Raw genomic sequence first — 23881 nt, 5'->3', positions numbered from 1 at the left:
CGGGCCAGCGTACGAGCCGACGGCCCGTCAGTACGACTGGAACTCGATCAGCCGGCCCTCCGGGTCGCGCAGGTGGGCGGTGCGCATCCCCCGGCCCCACTCCGGCCGGTCGGTGGGCGGCAGCGCCCCGGTGCCCCCGCTGCGCACGGCCAGGTCGTGCGCGGCGTCCACGTCCGCGACCCGGCAGACGAACATGTCGCCCCGGGGCGCGGGCGGCTCCTCGCCCAGGGCGCCGGCCATCGCGGCCCGGTCGAACAGCACCAGCACGGCCTGCTCGTCGACGTCCCAGTGCGCGTACGGGCCCCGCGCGGAGCCCTGGACGAGGCGGGCGCCGAGCAGTGGCGGCAGGACGGCGTCGTAGAAGGCGAAGCAGGCCGGGAAGTCGGCGACCAGCAGGCGGGGGTGGAGCGCGTCCACGGGCACCTCCAGAATAGTGGGTAGGCACCCACTATAGGGGTGAACCTATGATTGACCCCATGGCCGATCCCACCGGAACCCCGCCCTCGCTCCGCGAACTGACGACCTACCTGCTCTCCCGCACCGGCAAGGACGCCCGCACCCGACTCGCCGAACGCCTCGCCGCCGACGGCCTGCGCCTCTACCACCACGCGGCCCTCGCCGCCCTCGCCGACCTCGGCCCGCACACCCAGCGCGAACTCGCCGCCCGCCTGCGCCTCGACCCCAGCGACCTCGCCAAGGCCGCCGACCTGCTCGCCGCCCGCGGCTGGATCGACCGCACCCGGGACGCCGCCGACCGCCGCCGCCTCACCCTCACCCTCACCGACGCCGGCCGCGCCCGCCTCGCCGAACTCCACGCCGAGGCCCGCGCCGTCCAGGACGCCGTCCTCGCCCCGCTCGACCCCGCCGAACGCGCCGCCCTGCACGGGCTGCTGCTGCGCCTGCACACCGGGGGCTGAGCGCCGGAGGCGTCAGGGGCCCTCGGTCCGGGCGCCGGGGCCCGGGCGCTGTCCGGCCTGCAGGCGCAGGCCGTTCAGGGTCAGGTCGAGGGCGGCGAGGAACTGCTGCTTGTCGTCGTGGCCGTCGAACGCGTCGACGATGTCGTGCAGGAAGGGGTACTCCCCGGGGTCGAGCGCGCGCCAGTTGGTGGCGTACCGGCCGAGGTACTCCTCGCGCTCCACCAGGCCGTCGACCACCGCCTGCGGCGGTTCCTGGCCCAGGTCGGCGGCGCTGCTGACCACCACGCCGACCACCGCCGTTACGGCGTGGAAGCGCTGCAGCGGGGTGAGGTCGAGCCGCAGCAGCTGCCGCCCCAGCTCCTCGTAGAGCCGCAGCGAGTTGCCCTCGGTGTCGATGTTGCGCATGAAGCGCGAGCCCAGCCACGGACGGTCCACCACCGCGTCGAACAGCGTGACGGCCATCCTCCGCAGTTCGTCGACCGGGTCGCCGGTGCCGGGGTGCCGCTCGATCTCGGCCAGCACTCCGCCGAGGACGTGGTCGACGGCGCGGTCCAGCAGGTCCTCCCGGCCCGAGACGTACCAGTAGACGCTGCCGACGCCGGTGCCGAGCCGGCCGGCCAGGCCGCGGATGGTCAGGGCCGGTTCGCCCGATTCGTCCAGCAGTTCCACCGCGGCGCCGAGGACGGCCTCGATGGAGTGCGAGGCGCGCCGTCGCTCCCGGGAGGGGCGGTCGGCGGGGCGCTGGCGCGGAGGTGTCATGCCCTTCATCCAACCACATTTGCCAGATTATCGAACGTGGTTCTAGTATCGAACCCAGTTCGATAATTCGTGACACCCGCCCCGAGAGGAGGCCGCCATGACCGGCACCGAAACCGCCGCCGCCGCCCCAGCGGCACCGCGCACCTATCCGTCGCTGCGCGCGGCATGGATCCCGATGGCCGCGCTCTGCCTGGCCTTCTTCGTCGAGATGGTCGACAACACGCTGCTGTCCATCGCGCTGCCCACCATCGGCCGCGACCTCGGCAGCGGCACCACCGCGCTGCAGTGGGTCACCGGCGCGTACTCGCTCACCTTCGGCGGCCTGCTGCTGACCGCCGGGTCGATGGCCGACCGGCTCGGTCGCCGCCGCGTCCTGCTGGCCGGCCTCGCCGTGTTCGGCCTGCTGAGCCTGGGCGTCGCCCTCGTCACCGGCGCCGGGCAGCTGATCGCGCTGCGGGCCGGGCTCGGCGTCGCCGCCGCCGCGATGGCCCCGATCACCAACTCGCTGGTCTTCCGGCTCTTCGACGACGCGGCGCTGCGGATGCGGGCGATGACCGTGATGATCGTCGTCGGCATGTCCGGCTTCGTCCTCGGCCCGCTGCTCGGCGGCACCGCCCTGGCCCACGTGAAGTGGCAGTGGCTGCTGCTGGTCAACGCCCCGATCGCGCTGATCGCGGCCGTCGGCGTGCGCCTCGGCGTCCCCGCCGACCGGCCCGAGGACCTCACCCGCGACCGGCTCGACCTGCCCGGCGCCGTGCTGAGCGTCGCCGCCATCGGCCTCGCCTGCTACTCGCTCACCAGCGGCGTCGACCACGGCTGGGGCTCCGCCGCCACGATCGGCTCGATCCTCGGCGCCCTCGTCGCGGGCACCGCCTTCGTGCGGCACGAGCGCCGCACCACCGCCCCCATGCTCGACCTGAAGCTCTTCGCCGGCGGCACCGTCCGCGGCGCCGCCATCGCCCAGATCGGCACGGCCATCGCGATGGCCGCCGTCATGTTCGGCCTGATCCTGCACTTCCAGTACGCCTACGGCTGGAGCCCGGTCAAGGCCGGTCTGGCCAACCTGCCGATCATCTTCACCATGCTCGCCGCGACCCCGCTGTCCGAGTGGCTCGCCAAGCGCTTCGGCCACCGCGTCGCCTGCCTGGTCGGCGCCGCCTGCCTGGCCGGCGCGCTGGCCGGCCTCGCCTGGGGCGTCTCCCACGGGTACGCCGCCATCGCGGTCTGCATGGTCGTGATGACCGTCGGCCTGCGCACCGTCATGACCATCTGCGCCATCGCCCTGGTCGAGGCGGTGCCCGAGAACCGCACCTCGATCGGCACCGCCCTCAACGACACCGCGCAGGAGGTCGGCAGCAGCGTCGGCACCGCCGTCGTCGGCACCCTGATCGCCGCCCTGGTCACCACCCAGCTGCCCGCCGGCACCTGGGACAGCGGCCTGGTGCACTCCTTCTTCCACGGCGAGCGGATCACCTACGCCGTGCTGGCGGTGATCGTCGGCCTGGTCACCGCGGGCGGCGCGCTCACCCTCACCGACTCCCGCAGCACCGAGGAGCACCCCGCCTAGCCGCCGGGCTACGGTGGAGGGGAGGGCGGGCCGCCACCGGGGAGGGGCGGCCGTCCCGTGGAGTCGATCACCCGTCAGGGCGCCTTCTTGTAGGGTGCGTTCGAATCGACGATCTGACGCGGGGACGGAGCAGACGGATGCGGATCGGAATCATCGGCACCGGAACGGTCGGGCAGACCCTGGGCGGCAAGTTGGTCGCCCTCGGTCACGAGGTCACCCTCGGCTCGCGCAGCAAGGGCAACGCCGCGGCGGAGGACTGGGCGGCCCGCTCCGGCCCGCTCGCCCGCCCGGGGACGTTCGCGGAGGCCGCCGCCTTCGGCGACCTCGTCATCAATGCCACCGGCGGCACCGTCGCCCTCGCGGCGGTCGAACTCGCCGGGGCGGAGAACCTGGCCGGCAAGACCCTGCTGGACGTCTCCAACCCGCTGGTGTTCTCCCCGACCGGCGAGGTCACCCTCGACCCGGTCAACGACGACAGCGTCGGCGAGCGCCTCCAGCGCGCCCTGCCCGGCACCAGGGTCGTCAAGGCGCTCAACACCGTCAACTGCGAGGTCATGGTCGACCCCGGCCGCGTCCCCGGCGAGCACCAGCTGTTCGTGGCCGGGGACGACGCCGACGGCAAGGCCCAGGTGGTCGCCCTGCTCACCGAGTTCGGCTGGCCCGCCGCCGACATCCTCGACCTGGGCGGGATCGACGCCGCCCGCGGCCTGGAGATGCTGATGCCGTTCTGGCTGCGCCTGATGCGCCACTACGGCCACGCCGACTTCAACTACGCCATCCGCACCGCGCGCTGAACCCCCGCCCGGCACCGGGGGCGGGGTCCGAACGAAAGGCAGCACCATGAGCGACACCACCGAGCAGGCCCCGCCCCCCTACCGGGCGCTGGACGAGGACTGGGACAGCGCGCTCGCCGTCGTCGCCCACCCCGACGACATGGAGTACGGCGCGGCCGCCGCCGTCGCCCGCTGGACCGGCCAGGGCAAGCGGATCAGCTACCTGATGGTCACCAGCGGCGAAGCCGGCATCGACGGCATCGACCCCGAGCAGTGCCGCCCCGTGCGCGAGCGCGAACAGGTCGAATCGGCCCGGATCGTCGGCGTCGACACCGTCGAGTTCCTCGGCCACCCCGACGGCACCGTCGAGTACGGGCTGCCGCTGCGCCGCGACCTGGCCCGGGCGATCCGCCGGCACCGCCCCGACATCGTCATCACCACCAACTTCCGCGACACCTACGGCGGCGTCCTCCCCAACCAGGCCGACCACATCGCCGTCGGCCGGGCCACCCTGGACGCGGTGCGCGACGCCGGGAACCGCTGGGTCTTCCGCGAGCTCACCGCCGAGGGCCACCAGCCCTGGAACGGCGTCCGCCAGCTCTGGGCGGCCGGCTCGCCCGAGGCCCGGCACGCCGTCGACACCACCGACACCTTCGCGGCCGGCGTCGCCTCGCTGGAGGCGCACCGCGCCTACCTGGACGGCCTCGGCGGGGAGATGGCGAACGCCGCCGAGTTCCTGGAGGGCATGGGCCGCGCCGCCGGGGCCCGCCTCGGCACCCGCTTCGCCGCCGCCTTCGAGGTGATCGCCTTCCGCTGACGGGCCGCGGGGGAACGGCCTTGACCTCAAGCGGACTTGAACTCCTACGGTGAGGGCGTTCGGTCGGACACGAGGAGGGGCACGTGAGCGTGACGCTGAAGGAGTACCCGCAGGAGCAGGTGGCCGCCCAGCCCGTCGGGGCCTGGACGGGCACGGCCTGCCGGCTGGTGGTCGGGGCCCTCCGCGAACAGCTGGCGGTGGAGGACCTCACCCAGCCGCACTGGTGGACGCTCAACCACGTCGCCGGCGCGCCCGGCAGGTGGACCCGGGCGGAGCTGACCGAGCGGCTGGCGAAGTGGGACGACCTCGGGATCGACTTCGAGGGCGTCTACGACGACCTCGCCGGTCGCGGCCGGCTGGTCGAGGACGCCGGGCTGATGACGCTGACCGAGGCGGGGGAGGCCGGGCGCCTCCGGGCCGGGGAGCGCAACCTGCGGGTGCACCGGCAGGCGCACGAGGGCATCGACACGGCCGACTTCGTGACCACGATCAACGTCCTGCGCCGCATGGTCGCCAACCTCGGCGGGGACGGCGACCTGCCCGCCTGACCGGCACCCGCCGCCCGACGGACGCGCCCGGCGGCCCTCAGGGCCGACCGTTCCCGTCGGTGGGGACGTCCCGGCCGTCGTCCCGGCCGCCCCGGCCGTCCTGGTCGTCCGGCCCGTCCTGGTGCGGGATCCGGCCGGCCGCGGCGTCCCGGGGCGGGCGGCGACGGCGGCGCAGCCAGGTGCGGACGGCCAGCAGCAGGACGAGGGCGGCCAGCACCGCGAACAGCAGCACCTGGTAGCGCACCGCCTCCCGGTACAGGGTGTCGATGTTGCTGCCCGCGAAGTAGCCGACCGCTGTCCACACCCCCGCCCACAGCGCCGCGCCCACCGCGTTGGCGACCATGAAGCGGCGCCAGGGCATCTCCGTGGTGCCCGCGATCAGGCCGTTGGTCTGCCGCAGCCCGTCGACGAACCGGGCGCCGGTGACCACCAGCGCGCCCCGGCGGCGGAAGAACGCCTCGGCGCGCTCCATCCGCTCCGGGGTGAGCCGGACGTACCGGCCCCAGCGGTTCACGAACGCCAGGCCGCCGGTGCGGCCCAGCACGTACGCCAGCGCGTCGCCCGCGACCGCCGCCAGCACGGCGACCAGCAGCAGCACCGGCAGCGAGAGCTGCCCGGCGCCCGCGTACACCGCGGCCAGCACCAGGATGGTCTGGCCGGGCACCGGGAGCACGCAGTTGTCGAGGAACACCAGCACCCCGACCGCGAGGTACCCGTAGTCGTCGAGCAGCGGGGCGAGGTGGGCCAGCGGGCCGGGCAGGGGCGGCGACAAGGTCGGACGTTCCTCCTACCGGGCCCGGCGGGGGCCCGTGATCAGCGCTGCTCCTCGTCGAGGCGCTGCTCGACGACGCAGTCGGGGCCGGGGTAGACGAGGCCGGCGTGGCCGTCCTCGAATCGCACCAGGTACGGCGGTTCGCCGTCGGTGCCGCGCACCTCGACGATCTCACCCCTGCGGTCGGTCATGCCGACCGACCTGCTGTACATGTGGACGTGGTCTCCCACCATGGCTCGCATCGGACACTCCCACCGGCAGAGGAACGTGGTTCGTGAGCTTCCCCCTCCACTGTGCGGCGGGCACCCGGACGGCGCAAAGGCGGACGGCCCGGAGGCGGCGGGCCCGGGCGCCTCCGGGTTCGGGGCGCCGGCGGTTCAGGGCGGTGGCGGGGTCTCGGCGAGGTAGCTGCGCACCAGCCGCTTGCACTCGCCGATCAGCGCCGGATCGCCCTTCGGGTCGGCCCGGAACGCCAGCTTCAGCACCGCGTCCGCGCACTCCATCGACACCCGCAGCGCCAGCGCGTACCCGGGCGCCGCGAACAGCTCGCCGCCGATCGCGCGCAGCCGGGCCGCGACCGCCGCGTTGTTGTCCAGCTCCTCGTCCAGCAGGTGCAGGTCGTCGAGCCCGCCCCCGGCGGTGTCGACCAGGCCGAAGTCCAGGTGGCCGAAGCCCGCGACGGCGCGCTTCATGGCCACGAACTCGTCCACCGCGTGGTCGGTGAAGGCGGCCACGCTCGGCGCGCCCGCCCCGGCGGCGGCGACCCGGCGGGCCAGGCCGTCCAGGAAGCGCGCCAGGTTGCGTTCGGCGAGGGCGGCCAGCAGGCCCTCCTTGCCGGCGAAGAACTGGTACAGGGTGCCGATCGGCACCTCCGCGCGCAGCGCCACCTCCTTGGTGGTCAGCCCCGCCGTCCCCACCTCGTCCAGCAGCCCCGCGCAGGCGTCCAGCAGCCGTTCGTACCGCTCCTGGCTGCGCTGCTGCACCGGCCGGCGGCGGGCCCCGGCGGCCGGGGTGCGGGAGGCACGGGCGGCGGATGCGGAGGGCTGCGGGGTCATGACGACACTCTGCCGCATCCGGTCGGGCCGGGGCGAATCCCGACCGTTCGGGTGTGGTTGGGTGTCGGATCATGAACGAGCAGCGGGCGGCGGAGCCGGTGACGGCGCCGAAGGTGACGGTCCGGCGGGCCGCGCGGATCGAGGACGGGGCGTGCCGGCACCTGCTGGTGTGGCGGGCCGGCCCCGGCTGGCGGACGGCCGGCTCCGGCGTCCTCGGCGGCGGGATCGGCGAACGCCACTGGGTGCTCAACGCGCAGGTCCGGGCCGGGTACGGGCGCCTCGACCCGGCCGAGCACCTGGCCGAACTCGCCGCCGCGCAGGGCCTGACCGGGCCCGGCACGGGTCTGATGACGGCCGCCGAGGTCGACGCCTGCACCTGGGCCGAGGACGGCGGCGTCACCGCCGTCGTCACCACCGGCATCGGCGTCCCGGTCTGGGCGGCCGCCCCCGCCGTCCCGGCCCCCGCCGCGTACGTGCCCGGCACCATCAACATCCTGGCGGTCGTCCCCGCGCCGGTCTCCGACGCCGGGCTGCTCAACCTGCTCACCACCGCCACCGAGGCCAAGGTCCAGGCCCTGCTGGAGGCGGGCTACGACTGCTCCGGCACCCCCTCCGACGCGGTCTGCGTGGCCGTGCGCACCGGGGGCGGCCCGCCCGAGCCGTTCGGCGGCCCCCGCTCGCACTGGGGCTCCCGCCTCGCCCGCGCCGTCCACCGCGCCGTCCTCGCCGGGGCCTTGGCCGACCGCGGACGCCGCGCCGGGTGGGACGGCCCGCCGACCCACCCGGCGACGCTGCCGGGCTGCGCGTGCGACGACGTGCTGGCGGGGAAGGCGGGTTGACCGGCCGTCAGGTGCCCGGCAGGGGGTCCTGGTCGATGACGTAGACCCGGACCGGCTCGGGCGCGTCGGCGCAGTGGCGGCCGAGCTTCTCCCAGCGGGACTCGGGGCTGTGCAGCGGGCGGTGGCAGCGGCGGCAGCGCACCACGGGGGCCGGGCGGCGCTCGACGGCCGTGCCGGGGATCGGGGGTTCGGTGCTGCCGCGCTGGTCGCTCACCGTTCCAGTTCATCACCGGGCGGTGGCGGCCGCGACAGGGGGGTACCCCCGGGCGGGCGGCCCGGGGGCGGGGCGCAGGGGCGTCAGCGCTTGCACTTCGCGGTGGTCGGCGGCTCGGTGGAGGTCCTGGTGACGATGATCGGGCTGCGGCCGTCGGTGTCGTCCTTGGCGTACGACAGGTTGTGGCCGGGGACGGTGTAGCTCCAGCCGCCGACCTCGATCTTCCAGTAGCCGACGGTCTCGCGGGCCACCGGCGCGTACTCGATCCAGCCGAAGCGCTTGGACGGGACGGTCACGTTGACGGTCTGGGTGGTGGTGTCCTGCTCGATCCAGGTGTGGGTGACGGTCAGCGAGGCGCTGAAGGTGTCGCTGAGCTTCGCGGTGAACTGCCCGGCCAGCGACCACTGCGAGCCGGTCATGTGCGCCCAGCTGAGGCCGTAGGTGGCGGAGGAGTCCGGGCTCTGGTTGTACAGGACGCTGCCGGCCACGCAGCCCGCCGCGTTGTACGCGCTCGGGGCGGCGGTGTCCTGGAAGGTGCAGTGGTTGGCCTTGGCGTCGGCGGCGCACAGCGAGGCGGCGTGGTCCAGGGCCAGTTGCAGGACGCCGGGGGCGGTGGTGCCGTTGCGGCCCAACTGCCAGGACTGCTTGTCGTTTGCGGAGGTCGAGCCGCAGTCGATCCGCTCGACCTGCCGGGAGTCGTGGCCGGTGACGTCGTCGGCGAGCGCGGTCAGGCAGACGCCGGTGCCCGACTGGTGGATGCGGTACTTGGCGGGGTTCTCGGTGGTGGCGGCGGTGACCGGCTCCAGGTACCACTGCGTCAGGTACTGGTCGGTGGCGCAGTCGCCCAGCCGAAGGTGCCACGGGCCGGGCGCCTCGGTCTGCTCGGCCATGCACTTGCCGTTGGCGTTGACGATCCGGAAGCTGCCGTCGGTGGCCCCGGCGACCGGGGCGAGCTGCCACTGCTGGTTCGCCGAGGCCGCGTCGGGGGTGGCCCGGGTGAGCCGGGTGACGGCGTCGGACGGGTCCTGGAGGTCGAGGGCCAGGCCGAGGTCGGTGTTGGTGAGGGTCAGGCAGGCCAGCGTGCCGGGCCCGGCGCAGCGGCCGGTGCCGATGCCCGCGAGGTCGCGCCAGTCCAGCCAGACGCCGCGCGGGGAGGCCGAGGTGCCGGCCGCGAGCTGGTCGCGGGCGAACACCTTCGCCGAACCGGCCTGCACCAGCAGGGCGGTGAACGGGGCCCGGTCGGTCCGGGTGACCGCCACCGAGCGGGCCTTCTGGCCGGTCAGCGCGGCCCAGCCGCCCTCCCAGATGCCGTTCGGGTTGGTGCCGGGCGTCGCGGTGTCGGTCTGCGAGCGGTAGGCGACCTGCTGGGAGGCGTTCAGCCCGAAGACCGACAGCCGTCCGTCGGAGCCGGCCGCGAACTGCGGGGCGCCGCCGCCCAGCGCCGGGCCCAGGTCGAGCCGGTGGCCGGTGTCCCAACTGCCGGTGGGGGCGCCGGCGGTGCCGGGCTTGGACTGGGTGAGCGTCCACAGCCGGGAGTCGTCGCCGTTCGCGGCGGTCTGCAGCAGGATGCCCGTGCCGGTGGTGACGGCGGTCAGCGCCGGGTCGCCGGTGAAGCCGGTGCCCAGGTCGGCCCAGGGCGCCCAGTTGTCGGCGGGCAGGGGCGCCTGCTGGGTGCCGGGCCGCTTCTGCGCGGTCTGCATCAGGTGCCCGTCCTGCGAGCGGGCGGCGACCGCGATCCGGCCGCCGCCGCTCAGCGCGAGCGCCGGGTCGCCCGCCCAGGTGCCCTCCAGCTTCTCCCAGCCGCTCCAGCCGCCGCCGTTGGGCGCCGCCTGCGCGCGGTGGTACAGCGCGTGGTCGGCGCCCCGGACGAACAGCTCCAGCCGTCCGTCGGTGTTGCCCTGCACCTTGCCCTCGGCGTTCGGGTTGGGCGCGGAGGCGGTGTTGTCGTCCGCGATCAGGACCGGGTCGCCGGCCGCCGTGGTGCCCGGGGGCGTGCCGAGGTCCGTCCAGGCGCTCCAGCCCTTGTCGCCCTGGTACTGCCACCACAGGTGGCCGCCCGCGCGCCGGGCCACCAGCGCCAGGCGGCCGTTCAGGTTCCGGGCCGCGGCCGGGTCGCCGGCCGCCTTGCCCTCGGTGGCCACCCAGTCCCGCCACCCGCCGGTCGCGCCGTCGCGGACCCGGCGCCAGATCATGTCGTCGGTGCCGCGGACGAACATCGAGAGGGTGCCGTCGGCGGCGGTCACCGCCTGCGGGCGGCCGGGTTCGGAGACGGCGGCGGCCGGCGGCGCGGCGGCCAGGGCGGGGGTGAGCGCGCCGGCGGCGAGCGCCAGCACGAGGAGGGCGCGCGGGGCGCGCCGGGGTGCGGTCAAGGGGGGTGCCTCCGATGAGGGGTGGGCCGCGCGGAGGGCGGACACCGGGCCGGGGTGTCGCCGCCCGGGGCGCGGCGGGGGAGCCGGCCGGGGCCGACGGGGCCGGGGACGCCTGGGGCGGGGCGTCCGCGCATGTGCCGGTGGCACCGGCCCGCTGACGGATCGTAGGGGAACGGACGGTGGGCACGCGACGGCGCGCGAGGGTGCGCGGGCCGGGCGGGAGGCGTGCCGGGGGCGTGCGGCCGGGCCGGGCGCCGGGCGCCGGGTGCGCGGGTTCGGGCCAGATGTGCGGGTGGACGAACGGAGTCGGGGAGGCGTCGGCGCAGGTGGGGCGGGGAAGGCGGGTGGCCCGAATTGTGCGTACATGACCAACACTTGGTTGTCGAATGCACCCACCCCGCCTAGCGTCGTGGCGTCGGCGCGGCCGTACGGGAGACGGCCCCGCCCCCGCCACCACCGGGGCGGCGCCGGCCTCCTCACGAGGAAGGGCCACACCTCGCATGTGCGGAATCACCGGATGGGTCTCGTTCGACCGGGACCTGAGCACGGAGCACGCCACCCTCGCCGCGATGACCGCCACCATGGCCTGCCGCGGCCCGGACGCCGCCGGCGTCTGGCTGGACACCCACGTCGGCCTCGGCCACCGGCGCCTGGCCGTCATCGACCTCGACGGCGGCCGCCAGCCGATGGCCGTCGAGCACGACGGCCGCACCGTGCTGGTCACCACCTACAGCGGCGAGATCTACAACTACCGCGAACTGCGCGCCGAACTGGCCGCCCGCGGCCACGCCTTCCGCACCGAGAGCGACACCGAGGTCGCCCTGCACGCCTACCTGGAGTGGGGCGAGGCGTTCGCCGAACGGCTCAACGGCATGTACGCCTTCGCGCTGTGGGACCCGCGCACCGAGGAACTGCTGCTGGTGCGCGACCGGATGGGCGTCAAACCGCTCTACTACCGGCCCACCCCCGACGGCGTCCTGTTCGGCTCCGAACCCAAGGCGATCCTGGCCCACCCCGAGGCGCGCGCCGCCGTCGACGCCGAGGGCCTGGCCGAACTGCTCGCCTTCACCAAGACCCCCGGCCACGCCGTCTACCGGGGCATGCGCGAACTCAAGCCCGGCCACACCCTGCGGGTGCGCCGGGGCGGCATCACCGAGCGCCGCTACTGGGGGCTGGAGTCGTACGAGCACACCGACGACCTGCCGACCACCATCGCCACCGTCCGCGAACTGCTCGACGACATCGTGGCCCGCCAGCTGATCGCCGACGTCCCGCTGTGCACCCTGCTCTCCGGCGGGCTCGACTCCTCGGTGATCACCGCGCTCGCCGCGCGCGGCCTGGCCGCCGCCGGGCAGGGGCCGGTCCGCTCGTTCGCAGTCGACTTCACCGGGCAGGCCGAGAACTTCACCCCCGACGCGCTGCGCGGCACCCCCGACGCCCCGTACGCGCACGCGCTGGCCGCGCACGTCGGCTCCGCGCACCGCGACATCGTGCTGGACACCGCCGACCTGACGGAGCGCCGCCACCGGGACGCCGTCCTGGCCGCCCGCGACCTGCCGCAGGGCCTCGGCGAGGGCGACACCTCGCTGTACCTGCTGTTCAAGGCCGTCCGCGAGCAGTCCACCGTCGCGCTGTCCGGCGAGTCCGCCGACGAGGTGTTCGGCGGCTACGCCTGGTTCCACGACCCGGCCGCCGTCGCCCACGACGGCTTCCCCTGGATGTACGTCCTCGCCAGGGGCTTCACCAGCGGCACCGCCCGGCTCGGCCCGCAGTCGCTGCTCGCCCCCGACCTGCTGGCCAAGCTCGACCTCCCCGGCTACCGGGACGCCCGCTACCGCGAGGCCCTCGCCGAAGTCCCCCGGCTGGCCGGGGAGAGCGGCCACGAGCGCCGGATGCGCGAGATCGGCTACCTGCACCTGACCCGCTTCGTGCAGATCCTGCTCGACCGCAAGGACCGCACCTCGATGGCGGTCGGCCTGGAGGTCCGCGTCCCGTTCTGCGACCACCGGCTGGTCCAGTACGTGTTCAACACGCCCTGGGCGATGAAGAACTTCGACGGCCGGGAGAAGTCCCTGCTGCGCGCCGCCGCCCGCGACGTGCTGCCCGAGGTCGTCGCCCAGCGGGTCAAGAGCCCCTACCCCTCCACCCAGGACCCGCGCTACGCCGAGGCGCTGCGCGCCGAACTGCGCGCCCTGCTGGCCGACCGCGACGCCCCCGTCCGCGACCTGCTCGACCTCCCGGCGGTGGCCCGGGCCGTCGCCGACGCCCCCGGCGCCGACCTGCGCAACGCCGGGGAGTCGGTGCTGCTGCTCGACGGCTGGCTGCGCGGCCGGGAGGTGTCGCTGGAGCTGTAGGGCCGCCCCCGGGCAAGGGCCGGGTGCTCCTCCGGCAGAGGGCGTCCGCCGAAGACCGTCCGCGGCGGAGGCCGCGCTCGCCGGAGACCCCGGCACGCGCTGGACGGCAAGCCGGTGCTGCCGCCGGCCGTCGGCGGGTCGGCGGCACACGTCCTGGCGCTGGACCACGCGCTGCGGCCGGTGCCGACCTCGCTCGGCGCGCAGGTCGCGTCCGGCCGGTACGTGCTGGACGCGGCGCCGGCCGGGGCGGTCGCCCGGTTCGCGGCCGCGCTGCCCGCTGCCGTGCGTCCCGCCGCCGCCTGAACCGGCCCCGCGCCGCCCGGCCCGCGCCGGTCACCGGGGGCGGCGGACGGTCAGGTCGCGGCAGCGCCAGGACAGCCGGCGGGCGTTTGCGCGCGGCTGTCGGTGGCCCCAACGGCCGCCCGCCACGGACAGGTTGACGATGATCCAGGCCCGCCAGTCGGGGCCGACGCCCCGGCCGTCGGCGTACACCTCGCGGCCGTCCAGCTCCCAGCGCACCGAGTCGGCGCCGAAGACGCAGGCGACGGTGAACCACCGGCCGGGCGTCACCAGCCCGTCCAGGTAGGCCGGGTCGCCGGGGCGGACGTGGTTGCTCAGCTCCAACTGCCGCGGGTGGTCGTCGTGGTACTCCAACACGTCCACCTCCCCGTGGCCGGGCTGCGGCTGCCCCGGCGCGACGTCCCGCCCCCAGGTCCAGATCGCGGGCCAGACGCCCTGGTCCGCCGTCACCTGGCAGCGCGCCTCCAGCCGGTCGCCGGGCCGCAGTTCGAACCCGCCCGCCGTACCCTCCGTGGTCACCAGCGGCGTCCGCCAACTGCGCCCGTTCTCCCGCAGCGCGGTGAACCTGTCCCCGTCCGGCCCGTACCCGGGCACCAGGTGGTCCAACTTGTTGTCCCCGGTGTTGCGTCCGCCGGCCGGGTACGCGGAGGAGGCCCCGGCGGCCCACTGCGAACGGTCCGAGAACGGAGCGTCGAACACGACGGCCCCCTGCGCGGGGTCGGGCGGCTGGGCGGCGGGCGGCGGCGGGTCGGACGGCGGGGTGGACACTCGGTCACGCTCCAGGGGTGCGACGGGTTCGGGCAACCCGGGGCATTCCCGGTGAAAACCCGTCCTCATCCTCCGGCCGCCGGGCGTGCGGAAGTGCGCCGGGGCGTGCCGCGACGCGTGCCCGCCGCCGGAGGCGGTTTCCGCCGGTCGGCCGTCGCTGGTCGGTTCCCGGTGGTCGGCCGCCGGTGGTCGGCCGCCGGTGTCAGTCCCCGGTGGCGAGGACGCGCAGTGCCGACAGCAGGATCCGGGCGTCCGGAGCGGGCAGGGCGGCCAGGAAGTCGCGTTCGGTGCGCAGGCGGGTGCGTTCGGCCCGGTCGAGGAGCTGCCGGCCCTGTTCGGTGAGCCGGACGATGTTCTTGCGGCGGTCGGTGGGGCTGCGGAGGCGTTCGGCCAGCGACTTCGCCTCCAGGGCGTCGACCAGGGCGACCATCGTGGTGCGGTCCACGCCCAGCCGTCCGGCGGCCTCCTGCTGGGAGAGCGGGGTGTCCGAGGCCAGGACGGCGAGCACGGCCAGTTCGCGGCCGTCCGTGCCGAGCGGGGCCAGGGCCCGGGTCGAGACCTCGGTGTAGCGCAGGTGGGCGTGCTTGAGCAGGTAGCCGAGCCGGTCGGAGAACGGACCGGGGAGTGCGTCGCTGGTCATGGGGCGAGGATAGCCGTGGCGGCTGACGGTCGGTGGCGGTGATGGTTCACGCCTGTTTATGGTCAGTATCACTGACGATCAGCTACGCTGACTGAACATGGAGCGACTCACATCACCGGACGTCACGTTCGGCGTCAAGACCACACCCATGCGCGTCGGCTACCCCGAGATCCTGCGGGTCTGGGAGGAGGCCGACGAGCTCCCCGAACTCGCCGACGCCTGGCTGTGGGACCACCTGATGCCCGTCGTCGGGCCCAAGGACGGCGACGTCCTGGAGGGCTGGACCCTGCTCAGCGCCCTGGCCGCCCGCACCCGGCGGTTGCGGCTCGGCCTGCTGGTCACCGCCAACCCGCTGCGCCACCCCGCGCTGCTCGGCAAGATGGCCACCACCGTCGACGTGCTCTCCGGCGGGCGGCTCGTCATGGGCCTCGGCGTCGGCGGCACCCACCAGCCCGCCGGTGCGGGCGGCATCGCCGGGGAGAACCCCGCCGTCGCCGAGTACGCCGGTTACGGGCTGAGCCTGGTGCCGCCCGGCGAGGGCATCGCTCGGCTCGCCGAGACCGTCGAGGTGCTGCGCGGCATGTGGAGCGGGGGGGAGTTCGACTTCGCCGGGCGCTGGACCACCCTGTCCGGCAACCGCAACCACCCCGGGCCGGTGCAGCGCCCCGGCCCGCCGATCCTGATCGGCGGCTGGGGGACCAGGCTGCTGCGCCTGGTCGCCGAGCGGGCCGACATCTGGAACGTCCCCGGCCCGCCGCACAACACCGTCGCCGCCGTCGCCGAACGGGCCCGCGTCCTGGACGCGCACTGCGCCGCGATCGGCCGCGACCCCGCCACGCTCACCCGCTCCGTGCAGTACATCGTCTCGTACCAGGACCCGGCCCGGGACCGCGCCGTGCTCGCCGAACTGATCGACGCCGGCTTCACCCACCTGGTGCTGAGCCTGCGGGCGCCCTACCCGCCGGGCGTCGCCGAGTGGCTGGTGAAGGAGATCGTCCGGCCGCTGCGGGGAGAGTGAGGGCCGTTCAGCGGGCCGGCGGGAAGTCGGCGTCGACCCGGGCGGCCGCCCGGGACGGGTCGTGCCCGGCGCGGCGCAGCAGGTCGTCCGCGCGGTAGGTGGCCGGAGCGGAGCCGTGCCGGACCTCCAGCTCCAGGTCGGCGGAGAACCGCGGCCAGACCAGCGCGGCGTCCAAGTCCGGTCGCCGGGCGGTCAGTTCCTCCAGCAGCCGCCAGGCCAGGGCGGCGCGCTCCTCGCGCCGGGCCGGGTCGCAGGCTTCCAGGGCCGCGGTGATCCGCCGGTCGTCCGGCCGCTCCGCCGCCAACTCCTCCAGCACGGGCAGCAGTTCGGGCCGGCCGAGGACCGCCGCGGCGGACAGCGTCAGCACGTGCGGCTCCACGTACGTCTCCAGCAGGTCGATCAATCGGGGCAGCACCGACACGTCCTGGCGACGGGCCAGGCCGCGCACGGCCTCCTCCGCGACCTCCTCGTCCGGGTCGTCCAGCCGCTCGTGCAGCGCGGCCCGGACCGCCGGGCCGTACGCCTCGTCCAGGGTGCCGACCCCGAACACCGCCGCGTCCCGCACCTCCGGGTCCGCGTCCCGGCACAGCGTCAGCAGGGCGCGCGCCCGGGGCGAGTCCGGAACGGGCTCGCCCACGAACGGCAGCGCCTTCGCCACCGCCAGGCGCACCGCCCCGTCCGGGTGGCCGACCAGCCCGAGCAGCACCGGCAGCGCCCGCTCGTCCTGCGCGGCCTCCAGCACCTCCACCAGCGCGGACAGCGCGAACCCGTCCGGCTCCCGCGCCGCCCGTCCCAGCACCGTGTCGACCGCCCAGGCCCGCAGCGCGTCCTCCCCGGGCGCGGTGCGGGCCGCCAGCCGGCCGTACCCGGCGGCCCGCCGGGAGGGGTCGGCGGAGGACAGCAGGGCGGCCGCCTCGCGCAGGTCCTCGTCCGGGGCCCGGGCGTCGTCGATCACGCGCCCGAGTGTGGCCCGGCCGCGGCGGCGGGCGCCACGGGATTACCGGGGGCGGGGAGGCGGGTGGGGAAGTGGCTGGGGAGGTGTGCGGCGCGGAGGTCGGCGTGCGGGGCGGGGGAGCGGGCGCGCGCGTGGCGGGGGCGGCCGGTGCGCGGGGCTAGACTGGGCGCGGTCGTGGCGCCCCCGGGCGCCCGGGGCGTACAGGAGGTGAGAGCAGTGGAGTGCAGTAGTCCGGGCCGAAGTCGGCCCCGCTCCGGGAAGTACTCACCCGCTCACGGCCCCCGGCACCACCGCCCGCGTCCGCGCCGCTCCGCCCGCTGAACCCGCGTTCACGCCCGCGTCCGCGCCGCGTCGCCCGCGCACGGCTGCCGCCGGGGCCCGTCGCCCCGCCCGCGTCCGTCCGCGTCCATCCGCACCCAGGCCGCACCAGGGCCCGGCGGCACCAGAACCCGTGGAGGTACCGCCGTGTCCGACTGGCGTGTGCGCGCCGTGCGCGCGAGCAAGCGACCCTTCAGCCGCACCACCGCCCGGCGGCCCGCCGACCGCGCCGCCGCCCCCGAGCACTCCATGGACCCGCGCTCCGAACAGGCCCTCGACGGCGAGCAGTCCGTCTCGCTGGAACGCTCCCTGGTCGACGCCGCCGTCTACCGCGACGGCCACCGGATAGAGACCCCCACCGGCCTCGCCGAGATCTACCGCGACCTCCCCGGCAAGCCCGGCACCATGGCCTGGATCGGTCTCTACCGCCCCGCCGAAACCCAACTCGTCGAAGCCGCCGAGAAGTTCGACCTGCACGAACTCGCCCTCGAAGACGCCATCGTCGCCCACCAGCGCCCCAAGCTGGAACGCTACGGCGACACCCTGTTCGTCGTGCTGCGCGCCGCCCGCTACCTCGACGACGTCGAGGAGGTCGACTTCGGCGAGATCCACCTCTTCGTCGGCCCCGACTTCGTCCTCACCGTCCGGCACTCCCAGTCGCCCGACATCTCGATGGTCCGCAGCCGCCTCGAAGCCGACCCCGACCTGCTCGCCCTCGGCCCGGAAGCCGTCCTCTACGCCGTCCTGGACGCCGTCGTCGACGGCTACGCCCCCGTCATCGCCGGCCTCCAGCACGACATCGACGAGATCGAGACCGAAGTCTTCGGCGGCGACCCCGAAGTCTCCCGCCGCATCTACGAACTCTCCCGCGAGGTCATCGAGTTCCAGCGCGCCACCGGCCCCCTGCTGGAGATCATGCGCGCCCTCGAAGGCGGCTTCCAGAAGTACGGCACCGACGAGGAGCTCCAGCGCTACCTGCGCGACGTCGCCGACCACGCCACCTACGCCGCCGAACGCGTCGACGGCTTCCGGCAGATGCTCCAGAACATCCTCACCGTCAACGCCACCCTGGTCTCCCAGCGCCAGAACGAGGAGATGAAGCAGCTCGCCGAAGCCGGCCACGCCCAGAACGACGAGATCAAGAAGATCTCCTCCTGGGCCGCCATCCTCTTCGCCCCCACCCTCATCGGCACCGTCTACGGCATGAACTTCGAGGAGATGCCGGAACTCCACTGGGCCTTCGGCTACCCCTTCGCGATCGGCCTGATGGGCGTGGTCTGCGTCAGCCTCTACCTGATCTTCAAGCGCCGCAACTGGCTCTAGCGGGACGGTGGTTCAGCTGGCGGAGCGGTGGTCCGGCACCCCGCTCCGGGCGGCACCCGCCGGGCGGGCCGGGTGTGGCAGGACAGGGGATCGACGAGGCACCTGAGCCGATGGGCGTTCGAGACTTCCGACGACGTCTCCCCCCAACGGCACAGGTGCCTCGCGCGTGGTGCCCGCACGGGCGTCACCACGTCGGTGGCCACTCCGGGAACGCCCGGTGAACCCACCGCGGCGACGTCATGCAGCCGTGCGGACGACTGCGGTTGCGGCCCGGTCGGGCCCCGCCGTCACCTCGTCCGCGGGGGCGGACGCTACCAGATCACGATCTTCGTGATCTTGTGGATGGGCTCACCGGGGACGTTGCCGAACTGCCACTTGTCCACGGTCGCGCTGGTCGTCGGAGCCCCCAGCCGCGGCACGTACTCCAACGTGACCTTGTTGTTCCCGGTCCAGATCCGGTCCACGCCGTAGATCGCCACGCTCTGCGCGCCCGCGTTGGCGAAGCAGAGGGAGCCGCCCGAGTTGTGAAGCATCAGGAGACCGAGTTCATCGCAATCGGTGCGGTTGACGGCGAACGCCGACGAAGCAGGCAGCACGGCGGCCATGGCGCCGGCCGTCGCGACCACCGCGAGGCGGGTGATGAAGCGCTTCACTGGTGAGTTGTTCCTTTCCGTGGTGACGGGTGCCGCCGAGGGCCGCAGCGCGCGGCGGCATCGCAGGGACGCATGCGCGTCCGGCAGGGACGCATGTGCGTCCGGCAGGGACGCATGTGCGTCCGATCAGCGCAACGCGGGGAAGGGCGCCCCGGTTCACCCCTTGAGCGCCCTTCTCCGCGCGCGGTCGCGACCTCCCTCCGCGTTCGTCGGCCCCCGCCCGAAGAGCGCGGTCCCCCCGACTCGTCGTCGGCCTTCACGTAAGGTGCGGTCGAACGGGTGCCCAGGTCCGTCGTCGCACACGGTCCCGGGCGCCCCGACCCGCTCCGGCCGGACCGCGGGGCTGCGCGTCGAACGCGGTGGCGGCTCGCCCCGGACGCGCCGCAGCCCCGGGATCGAGGCCGGCGTCCAGGTGGAGACAGCAGTGGAAGTCCCCGACATGTCGCGAGGTGCGCGTCTCGCCGCCCACGGCGCCGTCTCCACGGCCCTGGCCCTGTGCAGCGATCGCGCACTGCGCGAGCTCGTGGACACGGCGGCGCCGCTCGGATCCGGCATCGGCGGGAAGTCGTCCCTGCTGGAGGTCGCCGGGATCCCGGTCTTCGTCAAACGGGTGCCCCTCACCGACCTGGAGAGGCAGCCCGAGCACGTCCGGTCCACGGCCAACCTGTTCGAGCTGCCCGACTTCTGCCACTACGGCGTCGGCGCCATCGCCGGGCCGGGCTTCGGGGCCTGGAGAGAGCTCGCCGTGCACGCCATGACGACGAACTGGGTGCTCGCGGCGGAGCACGAGGGCTTCCCCCTGATGCACCACTGGCGCGTGCTGCCGGACTCGACGCCCCTGCCCGAGGACCTGGCCGACGTCGAACGGGCTGTGGCTTACCGGGGCGGCGGACCGCAGGTGCGCCACCGGATCGAGGCCCTCCAGCGGTCCTCGGCGAGCGTCGCGCTGTTCCTGGAGTACGTCCCGCAGAACCTGCACCAGTGGCTGGGCACCCGGATCGGAGCGGGAGACCGGACCGCCGACCGGGCCTGCGCCATGGTGGAGAGGGAACTGGCAGCCGGTGTCTCGTTCATGAACAGCCGCGGACTCCTGCACTTCGACGCGCACTTCGAGAACATCCTGACCGACGGTCGGCGCCTCTACTTCGCGGACTACGGACTCGCGATCTCCTCCCGGTTCGAGCTGTCGCCGGACGAGGTCGACTTCTTCGACCGGCACCAGACCTACGACCGCTGCCACACCGCCACGTACTTCGTGAACTGGCTGGTCACCGCCCTGTTCGGGTACCGGAGGGAGGACAGGGACGGCCGCTACGCGCTGGTGCGCGCCTACGCGGAGGGCGAGCGCCCCACCGGAATCCCGGCGGAGGCCGCGGCGATCCTCACCCGGCACGCGCCGATCGCCGCCGTGATGTCGGACTTCAACCTCAAGTTCCAGCGCCACAGCCGGCGAACCCCGTACCCACTGGAGGAGATCCGCCGGATCGACCGCACGGACAGCCCGGCCGTCGACTGACGGACCTGCGAGCCGAACGCCCCTGGCGTCGGAAGGAGTTCCGGTCACGGGCTCCGGTCGGTGGGCGTGCCCGGCGCGGTGCTCGTCCGGGAGCCGAGGCGGCCGGCGTACTCGCGCCCGGGCGGGCCCACGCGGGCCGACGGTGCCCGCTCAGGCGGCCAGCGGGTGGGCGTGCGGCCGAGGGGACGGGGAGGGGCGCGCGTGCATGGCGCGCAGACCGGCGGCCAGCCGGGCCGGGTCCTGACGGAGCCACAGCCGCAGCGCGGTGCCCAGCGCGGCGCAAGGGCTGGGCGTCGCGGACGGACGCGGGGCGGACGCCAGGCGCCCGGCCAGGGCCGGGAGCAGGTCGGCGAGGTCCGGCGGCAGCCAGACCGTCACCGCGCACGGGGCGAACGGGCCCAACTGCTCGGCGAGTCGGGACGCGTCCCGGGCGAGCAGCGCGGGCAGCACGTCCAGCAGCGCGTCCGCCACCACCTCGGACACGTCGCCGCGGTGGCCGTGCGCCAGCCGGCGCAACAGCGTCCGCTCCGCGGTGGTGAGCCGGACGGCCAGCATGACCTCGTCGGATTCCATCACACGGCCTTCCCCGGGCGCCCACGCCCACTCGATCGGCCCGCCGCGCGGGCCGGACACATCGCTGACCTGGGGTCACTGTCCCCACCGGCCCCGGGCGCCCGGAAGGGCCGAACGGCCCCGGAGGCAGGGCCCGAACGGCGGCTCGCAAGGGGGACGCCGGGGCGCACGGCCTCGGCGCGCCGGTCCGCCGGTCCGCCGGTCCGCCGTGGCGGTCGCGCCCGTCCCGTCCGCACCCCTGGTGTTCCGGCGCCGCGGCACTAACATGAGCACTCCTCGCATTTAGCTGATCGTCCGCCAGGAGGCTGCCATGCCGGACCGCCACGACCTGCCCGCCGGATTCCGCTGGGGCGTCTCCACCGCCGCGTACCAGATCGAGGGCGCGGTTGACGAGGACGGCCGCGGCCCGTCGGTCTGGGACGCCTTCTGCGCGCGCCCCGGCGCCGTGAAGAACGGCGACAGCGGCCGCACCGCCTGCGACCACTACCACCGCTGGCCCGAGGACATCGCCCTGATGCGCGAACTCGGCCTGGACACCTACCGGTTCTCGCTCGCCTGGACGCGCGTCCAGCCCACCGGCCGCGGCCCGGCCAACCCGGCCGGGCTCGACTTCTACGACCGCCTCGTCGACGGCCTGCTCGAAGCCGGCATCACCCCGCTGCCCACCCTCTTCCACTGGGACCTGCCGCAGGCCCTGGAGGACGGGGGCGGCTGGCTGCACCGCGACACCGCCCACCGCTTCGCCGCGTACGCGGCCCTGGCCGCCGACCGCCTCGGCGACCGCGTCCCGGCCTGGATCACCCTCAACGAGCCCTTCGTGCACCTGGTGTACGGCTACGCCCTCGGCATCCACGCCCCCGGCCGCGCCCTGATGCTCGACGCGATGCCCGCCGCCCACCACCAACTCCTCGGCCACGGCCTGGCCGCCGCCGAACTGCGCGCCCGCGGCCTCGACGTCCTGATCGCCAACAACCTCACCCCCGTCCGCCCCGCCACCGACTCCCCGGCCGACCGCGCCGCCGCCGACGCCTACGACACCCTGCACAACCGCCTGTTCACCGACCCGCTCCTGCTCGGCCGCTACCCCGACCTGACCGCGTACGGCCTCGGCCCCGACCCCGACCTCGGCGGCGCCGTCCGCGACGGCGACCTCACCCTCATCCACGCCCCCGGCCTCGACGGACTCGGCGTCAACTACTACAACCCCACCCGCATCGCCGCCCCCACCGACCCCGGTCTCCCCTTCGCCGAAGCCCCCATCGAAGGCGTCCCGCGCACCCACTTCGGCTGGCCCGTCGTCCCCGAGGGACTCCCCGAACTCCTCCACACCCTCCAGGCCCGCTACGGCACCGCCCTCCCCCCGATCACCATCACCGAGAACGGCTGCTCCACCGACGCCGCCCTCGACGACGCCTTCCGCATCGACTACCTGACCGCCCACCTCGACGCCCTCGCCCGGGCCACCACCGCCGGCATCGACGTCCGCGGCTACTGCGCCTGGTCCCTCCTCGACAACTTCGAATGGGCCGAGGGCTACAGCCAGCGCTTCGGCCTGGTCCACGTCGACTTCGCCACGCAGCAGCGCACCCCGAGGGCCTCGTTCGCCTGGTACCGCGACCTGATCGCGGCCCACCGAGCGGGAAACCAGGCGTAGTTGGGCTCAGGCTGTCGTGAGATGGACGGCCTCTCGGCAATGGTCGGGAGGCCATCCGTACGAGGCGGCCCGCAGCAGCCGTATCCCGGACACTGCGCATAAGACAGGGTGTGCGACAGGTTCACAGCCCATTGCCGATGGTTGACCGCCGGTCTGCTGCGTGGTGAGGGCCGTCTTGCGGTTCCGGGGACCGCAACGGGGAATTGGTGGGCGCCGTGCGTCAGAGCGGGGTCCAGGGCCGGGCGATCCCGGCTGCGACGAGCCCATCCGCCACAGGCCGTCGCGCCGGTCACGCACCCACATCGCCGTAGTACCACCGGAGTTGCCGGCCCGCGCCATCCGCGCCATCCGCGCCATCCGCGCCGTCAACCCCGGGACCTCGGTACCCGAACGGGGACGGACCGGCATCTCGTACTCCTCGGAAATCTCGCGGCCATCGTGCACCCGCGAGACTGGCGCACCACCATGATCACCTGCAGTCGAACACCAGGATCCCCGACAGAGTCAAGCTCAGCCGACGTGATCCGGTGACGCCGTTTCGGAGCAGGGCCGGTTGGTCGGCCAGGAGTGTCGGCGACGAGGGCGATTCCGGACGCACTGGTGTCCGGTCCGATCTGCCGGGGTCCAGGGCTCGATTCCGCAGCGACGGCCGACGCGTCGCAGTCGCCCCAAGCGGCGCTCCAACCGCTGGCCTGGTCGCCTTCGGGGTCGAGGACTTCGGGCTTGCCGGGGATGCCGAAGGCGTCCAGAAGGCGACGTTCCGCGACGCCGCAGTGATCGTCGCGACTCCCCTCGCTCGCGGCCGGGAGCACGGGCACCCGGCCGCCCGGGAGTGGAGGGCGGCCGCTCTTGAGGCGTTCTCGGCGGCGGTCGCCCGCTGGAGGTCGTCCTCGGAGCCGGTCCCCCGGCGGAGGAGCGCCGTCCGGTGCTGCGCTCTCGGTAAGACAGCGGTGCGCGTTCGGTCACGAGGGCGTGGCCCCTCCCTCCTAGCGTCGCTCCGGAGTGCCTCGGCCGCAGACCGGCCGCAGGCCCGTACGGACGCGGAAAGCGGGAGGCAGTATGCAGTTCGGCATTTTCACGGTCGGTGACGTGACCACCGACCCCACCGACGGGCGGACCCCGACGGAGCACGAGCGGATCAAGGCCATGGTGGCCATCGCGCTCAAGGCCGAGGAGGTC

23 protein-coding genes and 2 pseudogenes are annotated in these 23881 nt (G+C 74.7%); 13 read left to right on the top strand and 12 right to left on the bottom strand.

Annotated features, from left to right (window positions below; translation table 11 throughout):
- Nucleotides 1–27: 27 nt before the first annotated feature.
- A complete protein-coding gene (locus OO48_RS30275) occupies nt 28–417 on the bottom strand; it encodes a VOC family protein (RefSeq protein ID WP_033222075.1) in 390 nt (129 codons plus the stop codon).
- 59 nt (nt 418–476) lie between these two features.
- Between OO48_RS30275 and OO48_RS30270 the strand changes: the two genes are divergently transcribed.
- Nucleotides 477–917, top strand: coding sequence for a MarR family winged helix-turn-helix transcriptional regulator (locus OO48_RS30270; RefSeq protein WP_033222073.1), 441 nt, complete (start codon nt 477–479; stop codon nt 915–917).
- 12 nt (nt 918–929) lie between these two features.
- On the opposite strand, the gene OO48_RS30265 is transcribed toward OO48_RS30270, so the two are convergent.
- A complete protein-coding gene (locus tag OO48_RS30265; protein WP_051733157.1) occupies nt 930–1610 on the bottom strand; it encodes a TetR/AcrR family transcriptional regulator in 681 nt (226 codons plus the stop codon).
- Between the two features lie 163 nt (nt 1611–1773).
- Between OO48_RS30265 and OO48_RS30260 the strand changes: the two genes are divergently transcribed.
- The 4 genes from OO48_RS30260 to OO48_RS30245 all read left to right on the top strand — a co-directional run bounded on the left by OO48_RS30260 (nt 1774) and on the right by OO48_RS30245 (nt 5381).
- Nucleotides 1774–3243: an MFS transporter gene (locus tag OO48_RS30260; RefSeq protein ID WP_051733156.1), complete on the top strand. Its 1470-nt coding sequence runs from the start codon at nt 1774–1776 to the stop codon at nt 3241–3243.
- A 137-nt stretch (nt 3244–3380) separates the two neighbouring features.
- Nucleotides 3381–4037, top strand: coding sequence for an NADPH-dependent F420 reductase (locus OO48_RS30255; RefSeq protein WP_033222071.1), 657 nt, complete (start codon nt 3381–3383; stop codon nt 4035–4037).
- Between the two features lie 46 nt (nt 4038–4083).
- Nucleotides 4084–4833: a PIG-L deacetylase family protein gene (locus OO48_RS30250; RefSeq protein ID WP_051733154.1), complete on the top strand. Its 750-nt coding sequence runs from the start codon at nt 4084–4086 to the stop codon at nt 4831–4833.
- 83 nt (nt 4834–4916) lie between these two features.
- Nucleotides 4917–5381 (top strand): hypothetical protein, encoded by a 465-nt coding sequence (locus OO48_RS30245; protein WP_033222069.1) that lies wholly within the window; start codon nt 4917–4919, stop codon nt 5379–5381.
- Nucleotides 5382–5418: 37 nt separating this feature from the next.
- On the opposite strand, the gene OO48_RS30240 is transcribed toward OO48_RS30245, so the two are convergent.
- The 3 genes from OO48_RS30240 to OO48_RS30235 all read right to left on the bottom strand — a co-directional run bounded on the left by OO48_RS30240 (nt 5419) and on the right by OO48_RS30235 (nt 7208).
- Nucleotides 5419–6153, bottom strand: a complete 735-nt coding sequence (locus OO48_RS30240; protein WP_033222067.1) for a DedA family protein — start codon at nt 6151–6153, stop codon at nt 5419–5421.
- Nucleotides 6154–6194: 41 nt separating this feature from the next.
- Entirely contained in the window at nt 6195–6386 is a 192-nt protein-coding gene (locus tag OO48_RS36870) for a DUF1918 domain-containing protein (protein ID WP_425338601.1), read from the bottom strand.
- 144 nt (nt 6387–6530) lie between these two features.
- A complete protein-coding gene (locus OO48_RS30235) occupies nt 6531–7208 on the bottom strand; it encodes a TetR/AcrR family transcriptional regulator (RefSeq protein WP_051733152.1) in 678 nt (225 codons plus the stop codon).
- Between the two features lie 71 nt (nt 7209–7279).
- On the opposite strand from OO48_RS30235, the gene OO48_RS30230 reads away from it, so the two are divergent.
- On the top strand, nt 7280–8047 hold the full coding sequence (locus tag OO48_RS30230) for an adenosylcobinamide amidohydrolase (RefSeq protein ID WP_051733150.1): 768 nt from the start codon (nt 7280–7282) through the stop codon (nt 8045–8047).
- A gap of 7 nt (nt 8048–8054) precedes the next feature.
- On the opposite strand, the gene OO48_RS30225 is transcribed toward OO48_RS30230, so the two are convergent.
- Nucleotides 8055–8261, bottom strand: coding sequence for a DUF6011 domain-containing protein (locus OO48_RS30225; protein ID WP_033222065.1), 207 nt, complete (start codon nt 8259–8261; stop codon nt 8055–8057).
- An 83-nt stretch (nt 8262–8344) separates the two neighbouring features.
- A complete protein-coding gene (locus tag OO48_RS30220) occupies nt 8345–10630 on the bottom strand; it encodes a DUF8189 domain-containing protein (protein WP_051733149.1) in 2286 nt (761 codons plus the stop codon).
- A gap of 500 nt (nt 10631–11130) precedes the next feature.
- On the opposite strand from OO48_RS30220, the gene asnB reads away from it, so the two are divergent.
- Both asnB and OO48_RS37780 read left to right on the top strand, forming a co-directional pair.
- Nucleotides 11131–12984 carry an asparagine synthase (glutamine-hydrolyzing) gene (gene asnB, locus OO48_RS30215; RefSeq protein ID WP_033222063.1) on the top strand — a complete coding sequence of 618 codons (1854 nt, stop codon included), beginning with the start codon at nt 11131–11133 and terminating at the stop codon, nt 12982–12984.
- Nucleotides 12985–13071: 87 nt separating this feature from the next.
- Nucleotides 13072–13287 (top strand): annotated as a pseudogene (locus OO48_RS37780) (NAD(P)H-dependent oxidoreductase); the annotation flags it as partial.
- Between the two features lie 30 nt (nt 13288–13317).
- Here the strand turns inward: OO48_RS37780 and OO48_RS30205 are convergent.
- Complete coding sequence (locus OO48_RS30205; protein ID WP_209439564.1) at nt 13318–14052, bottom strand: glycoside hydrolase family 16 protein; 735 nt, start codon at nt 14050–14052, stop codon at nt 13318–13320.
- Nucleotides 14053–14254: 202 nt separating this feature from the next.
- Nucleotides 14255–14692, bottom strand: coding sequence for a MarR family winged helix-turn-helix transcriptional regulator (locus tag OO48_RS30200; protein ID WP_033222061.1), 438 nt, complete (start codon nt 14690–14692; stop codon nt 14255–14257).
- 97 nt (nt 14693–14789) lie between these two features.
- Here OO48_RS30200 and OO48_RS30195 point away from each other — a divergent pair, with 97 nt between their 5' ends.
- Entirely contained in the window at nt 14790–15710 is a 921-nt protein-coding gene (locus OO48_RS30195; RefSeq protein ID WP_033222059.1) for an LLM class flavin-dependent oxidoreductase, read from the top strand.
- 7 nt (nt 15711–15717) lie between these two features.
- Here OO48_RS30195 and OO48_RS35545 read toward each other — a convergent pair whose 3' ends face one another.
- On the bottom strand, nt 15718–16665 hold the full coding sequence (locus OO48_RS35545; protein ID WP_051733145.1) for a HEAT repeat domain-containing protein: 948 nt from the start codon (nt 16663–16665) through the stop codon (nt 15718–15720).
- Between the two features lie 465 nt (nt 16666–17130).
- Here OO48_RS35545 and OO48_RS30185 point away from each other — a divergent pair, with 465 nt between their 5' ends.
- Nucleotides 17131–18306: a magnesium and cobalt transport protein CorA gene (locus OO48_RS30185; protein WP_033222057.1), complete on the top strand. Its 1176-nt coding sequence runs from the start codon at nt 17131–17133 to the stop codon at nt 18304–18306.
- Between the two features lie 311 nt (nt 18307–18617).
- Here the strand turns inward: OO48_RS30185 and OO48_RS30180 are convergent, their stop codons facing one another.
- Nucleotides 18618–18959, bottom strand: a complete 342-nt coding sequence (locus OO48_RS30180) for a beta/gamma crystallin domain-containing protein (RefSeq protein WP_051733144.1) — start codon at nt 18957–18959, stop codon at nt 18618–18620.
- Nucleotides 18960–19398: 439 nt separating this feature from the next.
- On the opposite strand from OO48_RS30180, the gene OO48_RS30175 reads away from it, so the two are divergent.
- Entirely contained in the window at nt 19399–20475 is a 1077-nt protein-coding gene (locus OO48_RS30175; RefSeq protein ID WP_033222055.1) for a protein kinase family protein, read from the top strand.
- A gap of 150 nt (nt 20476–20625) precedes the next feature.
- Here the strand turns inward: OO48_RS30175 and OO48_RS30170 are convergent, their stop codons facing one another.
- A complete protein-coding gene (locus OO48_RS30170) occupies nt 20626–21048 on the bottom strand; it encodes a hypothetical protein (protein WP_033222053.1) in 423 nt (140 codons plus the stop codon).
- A 310-nt stretch (nt 21049–21358) separates the two neighbouring features.
- On the opposite strand from OO48_RS30170, the gene OO48_RS30165 reads away from it, so the two are divergent.
- Both OO48_RS30165 and OO48_RS40330 read left to right on the top strand, forming a co-directional pair.
- A complete protein-coding gene (locus tag OO48_RS30165; RefSeq protein ID WP_033222051.1) occupies nt 21359–22702 on the top strand; it encodes a GH1 family beta-glucosidase in 1344 nt (447 codons plus the stop codon).
- A 1059-nt stretch (nt 22703–23761) separates the two neighbouring features.
- Nucleotides 23762–23881 (top strand): annotated as a pseudogene (locus OO48_RS40330) (5,10-methylene tetrahydromethanopterin reductase); the annotation flags it as partial.

The organism is Kitasatospora phosalacinea, from assembly GCF_000716545.1.
GTDB classification, from domain to species: domain Bacteria; phylum Actinomycetota; class Actinomycetes; order Streptomycetales; family Streptomycetaceae; genus Kitasatospora; species Kitasatospora phosalacinea.
Note: the sequence above shows the minus strand (reverse complement) of the source record. Positions and strands in the feature narration are given on the sequence as shown.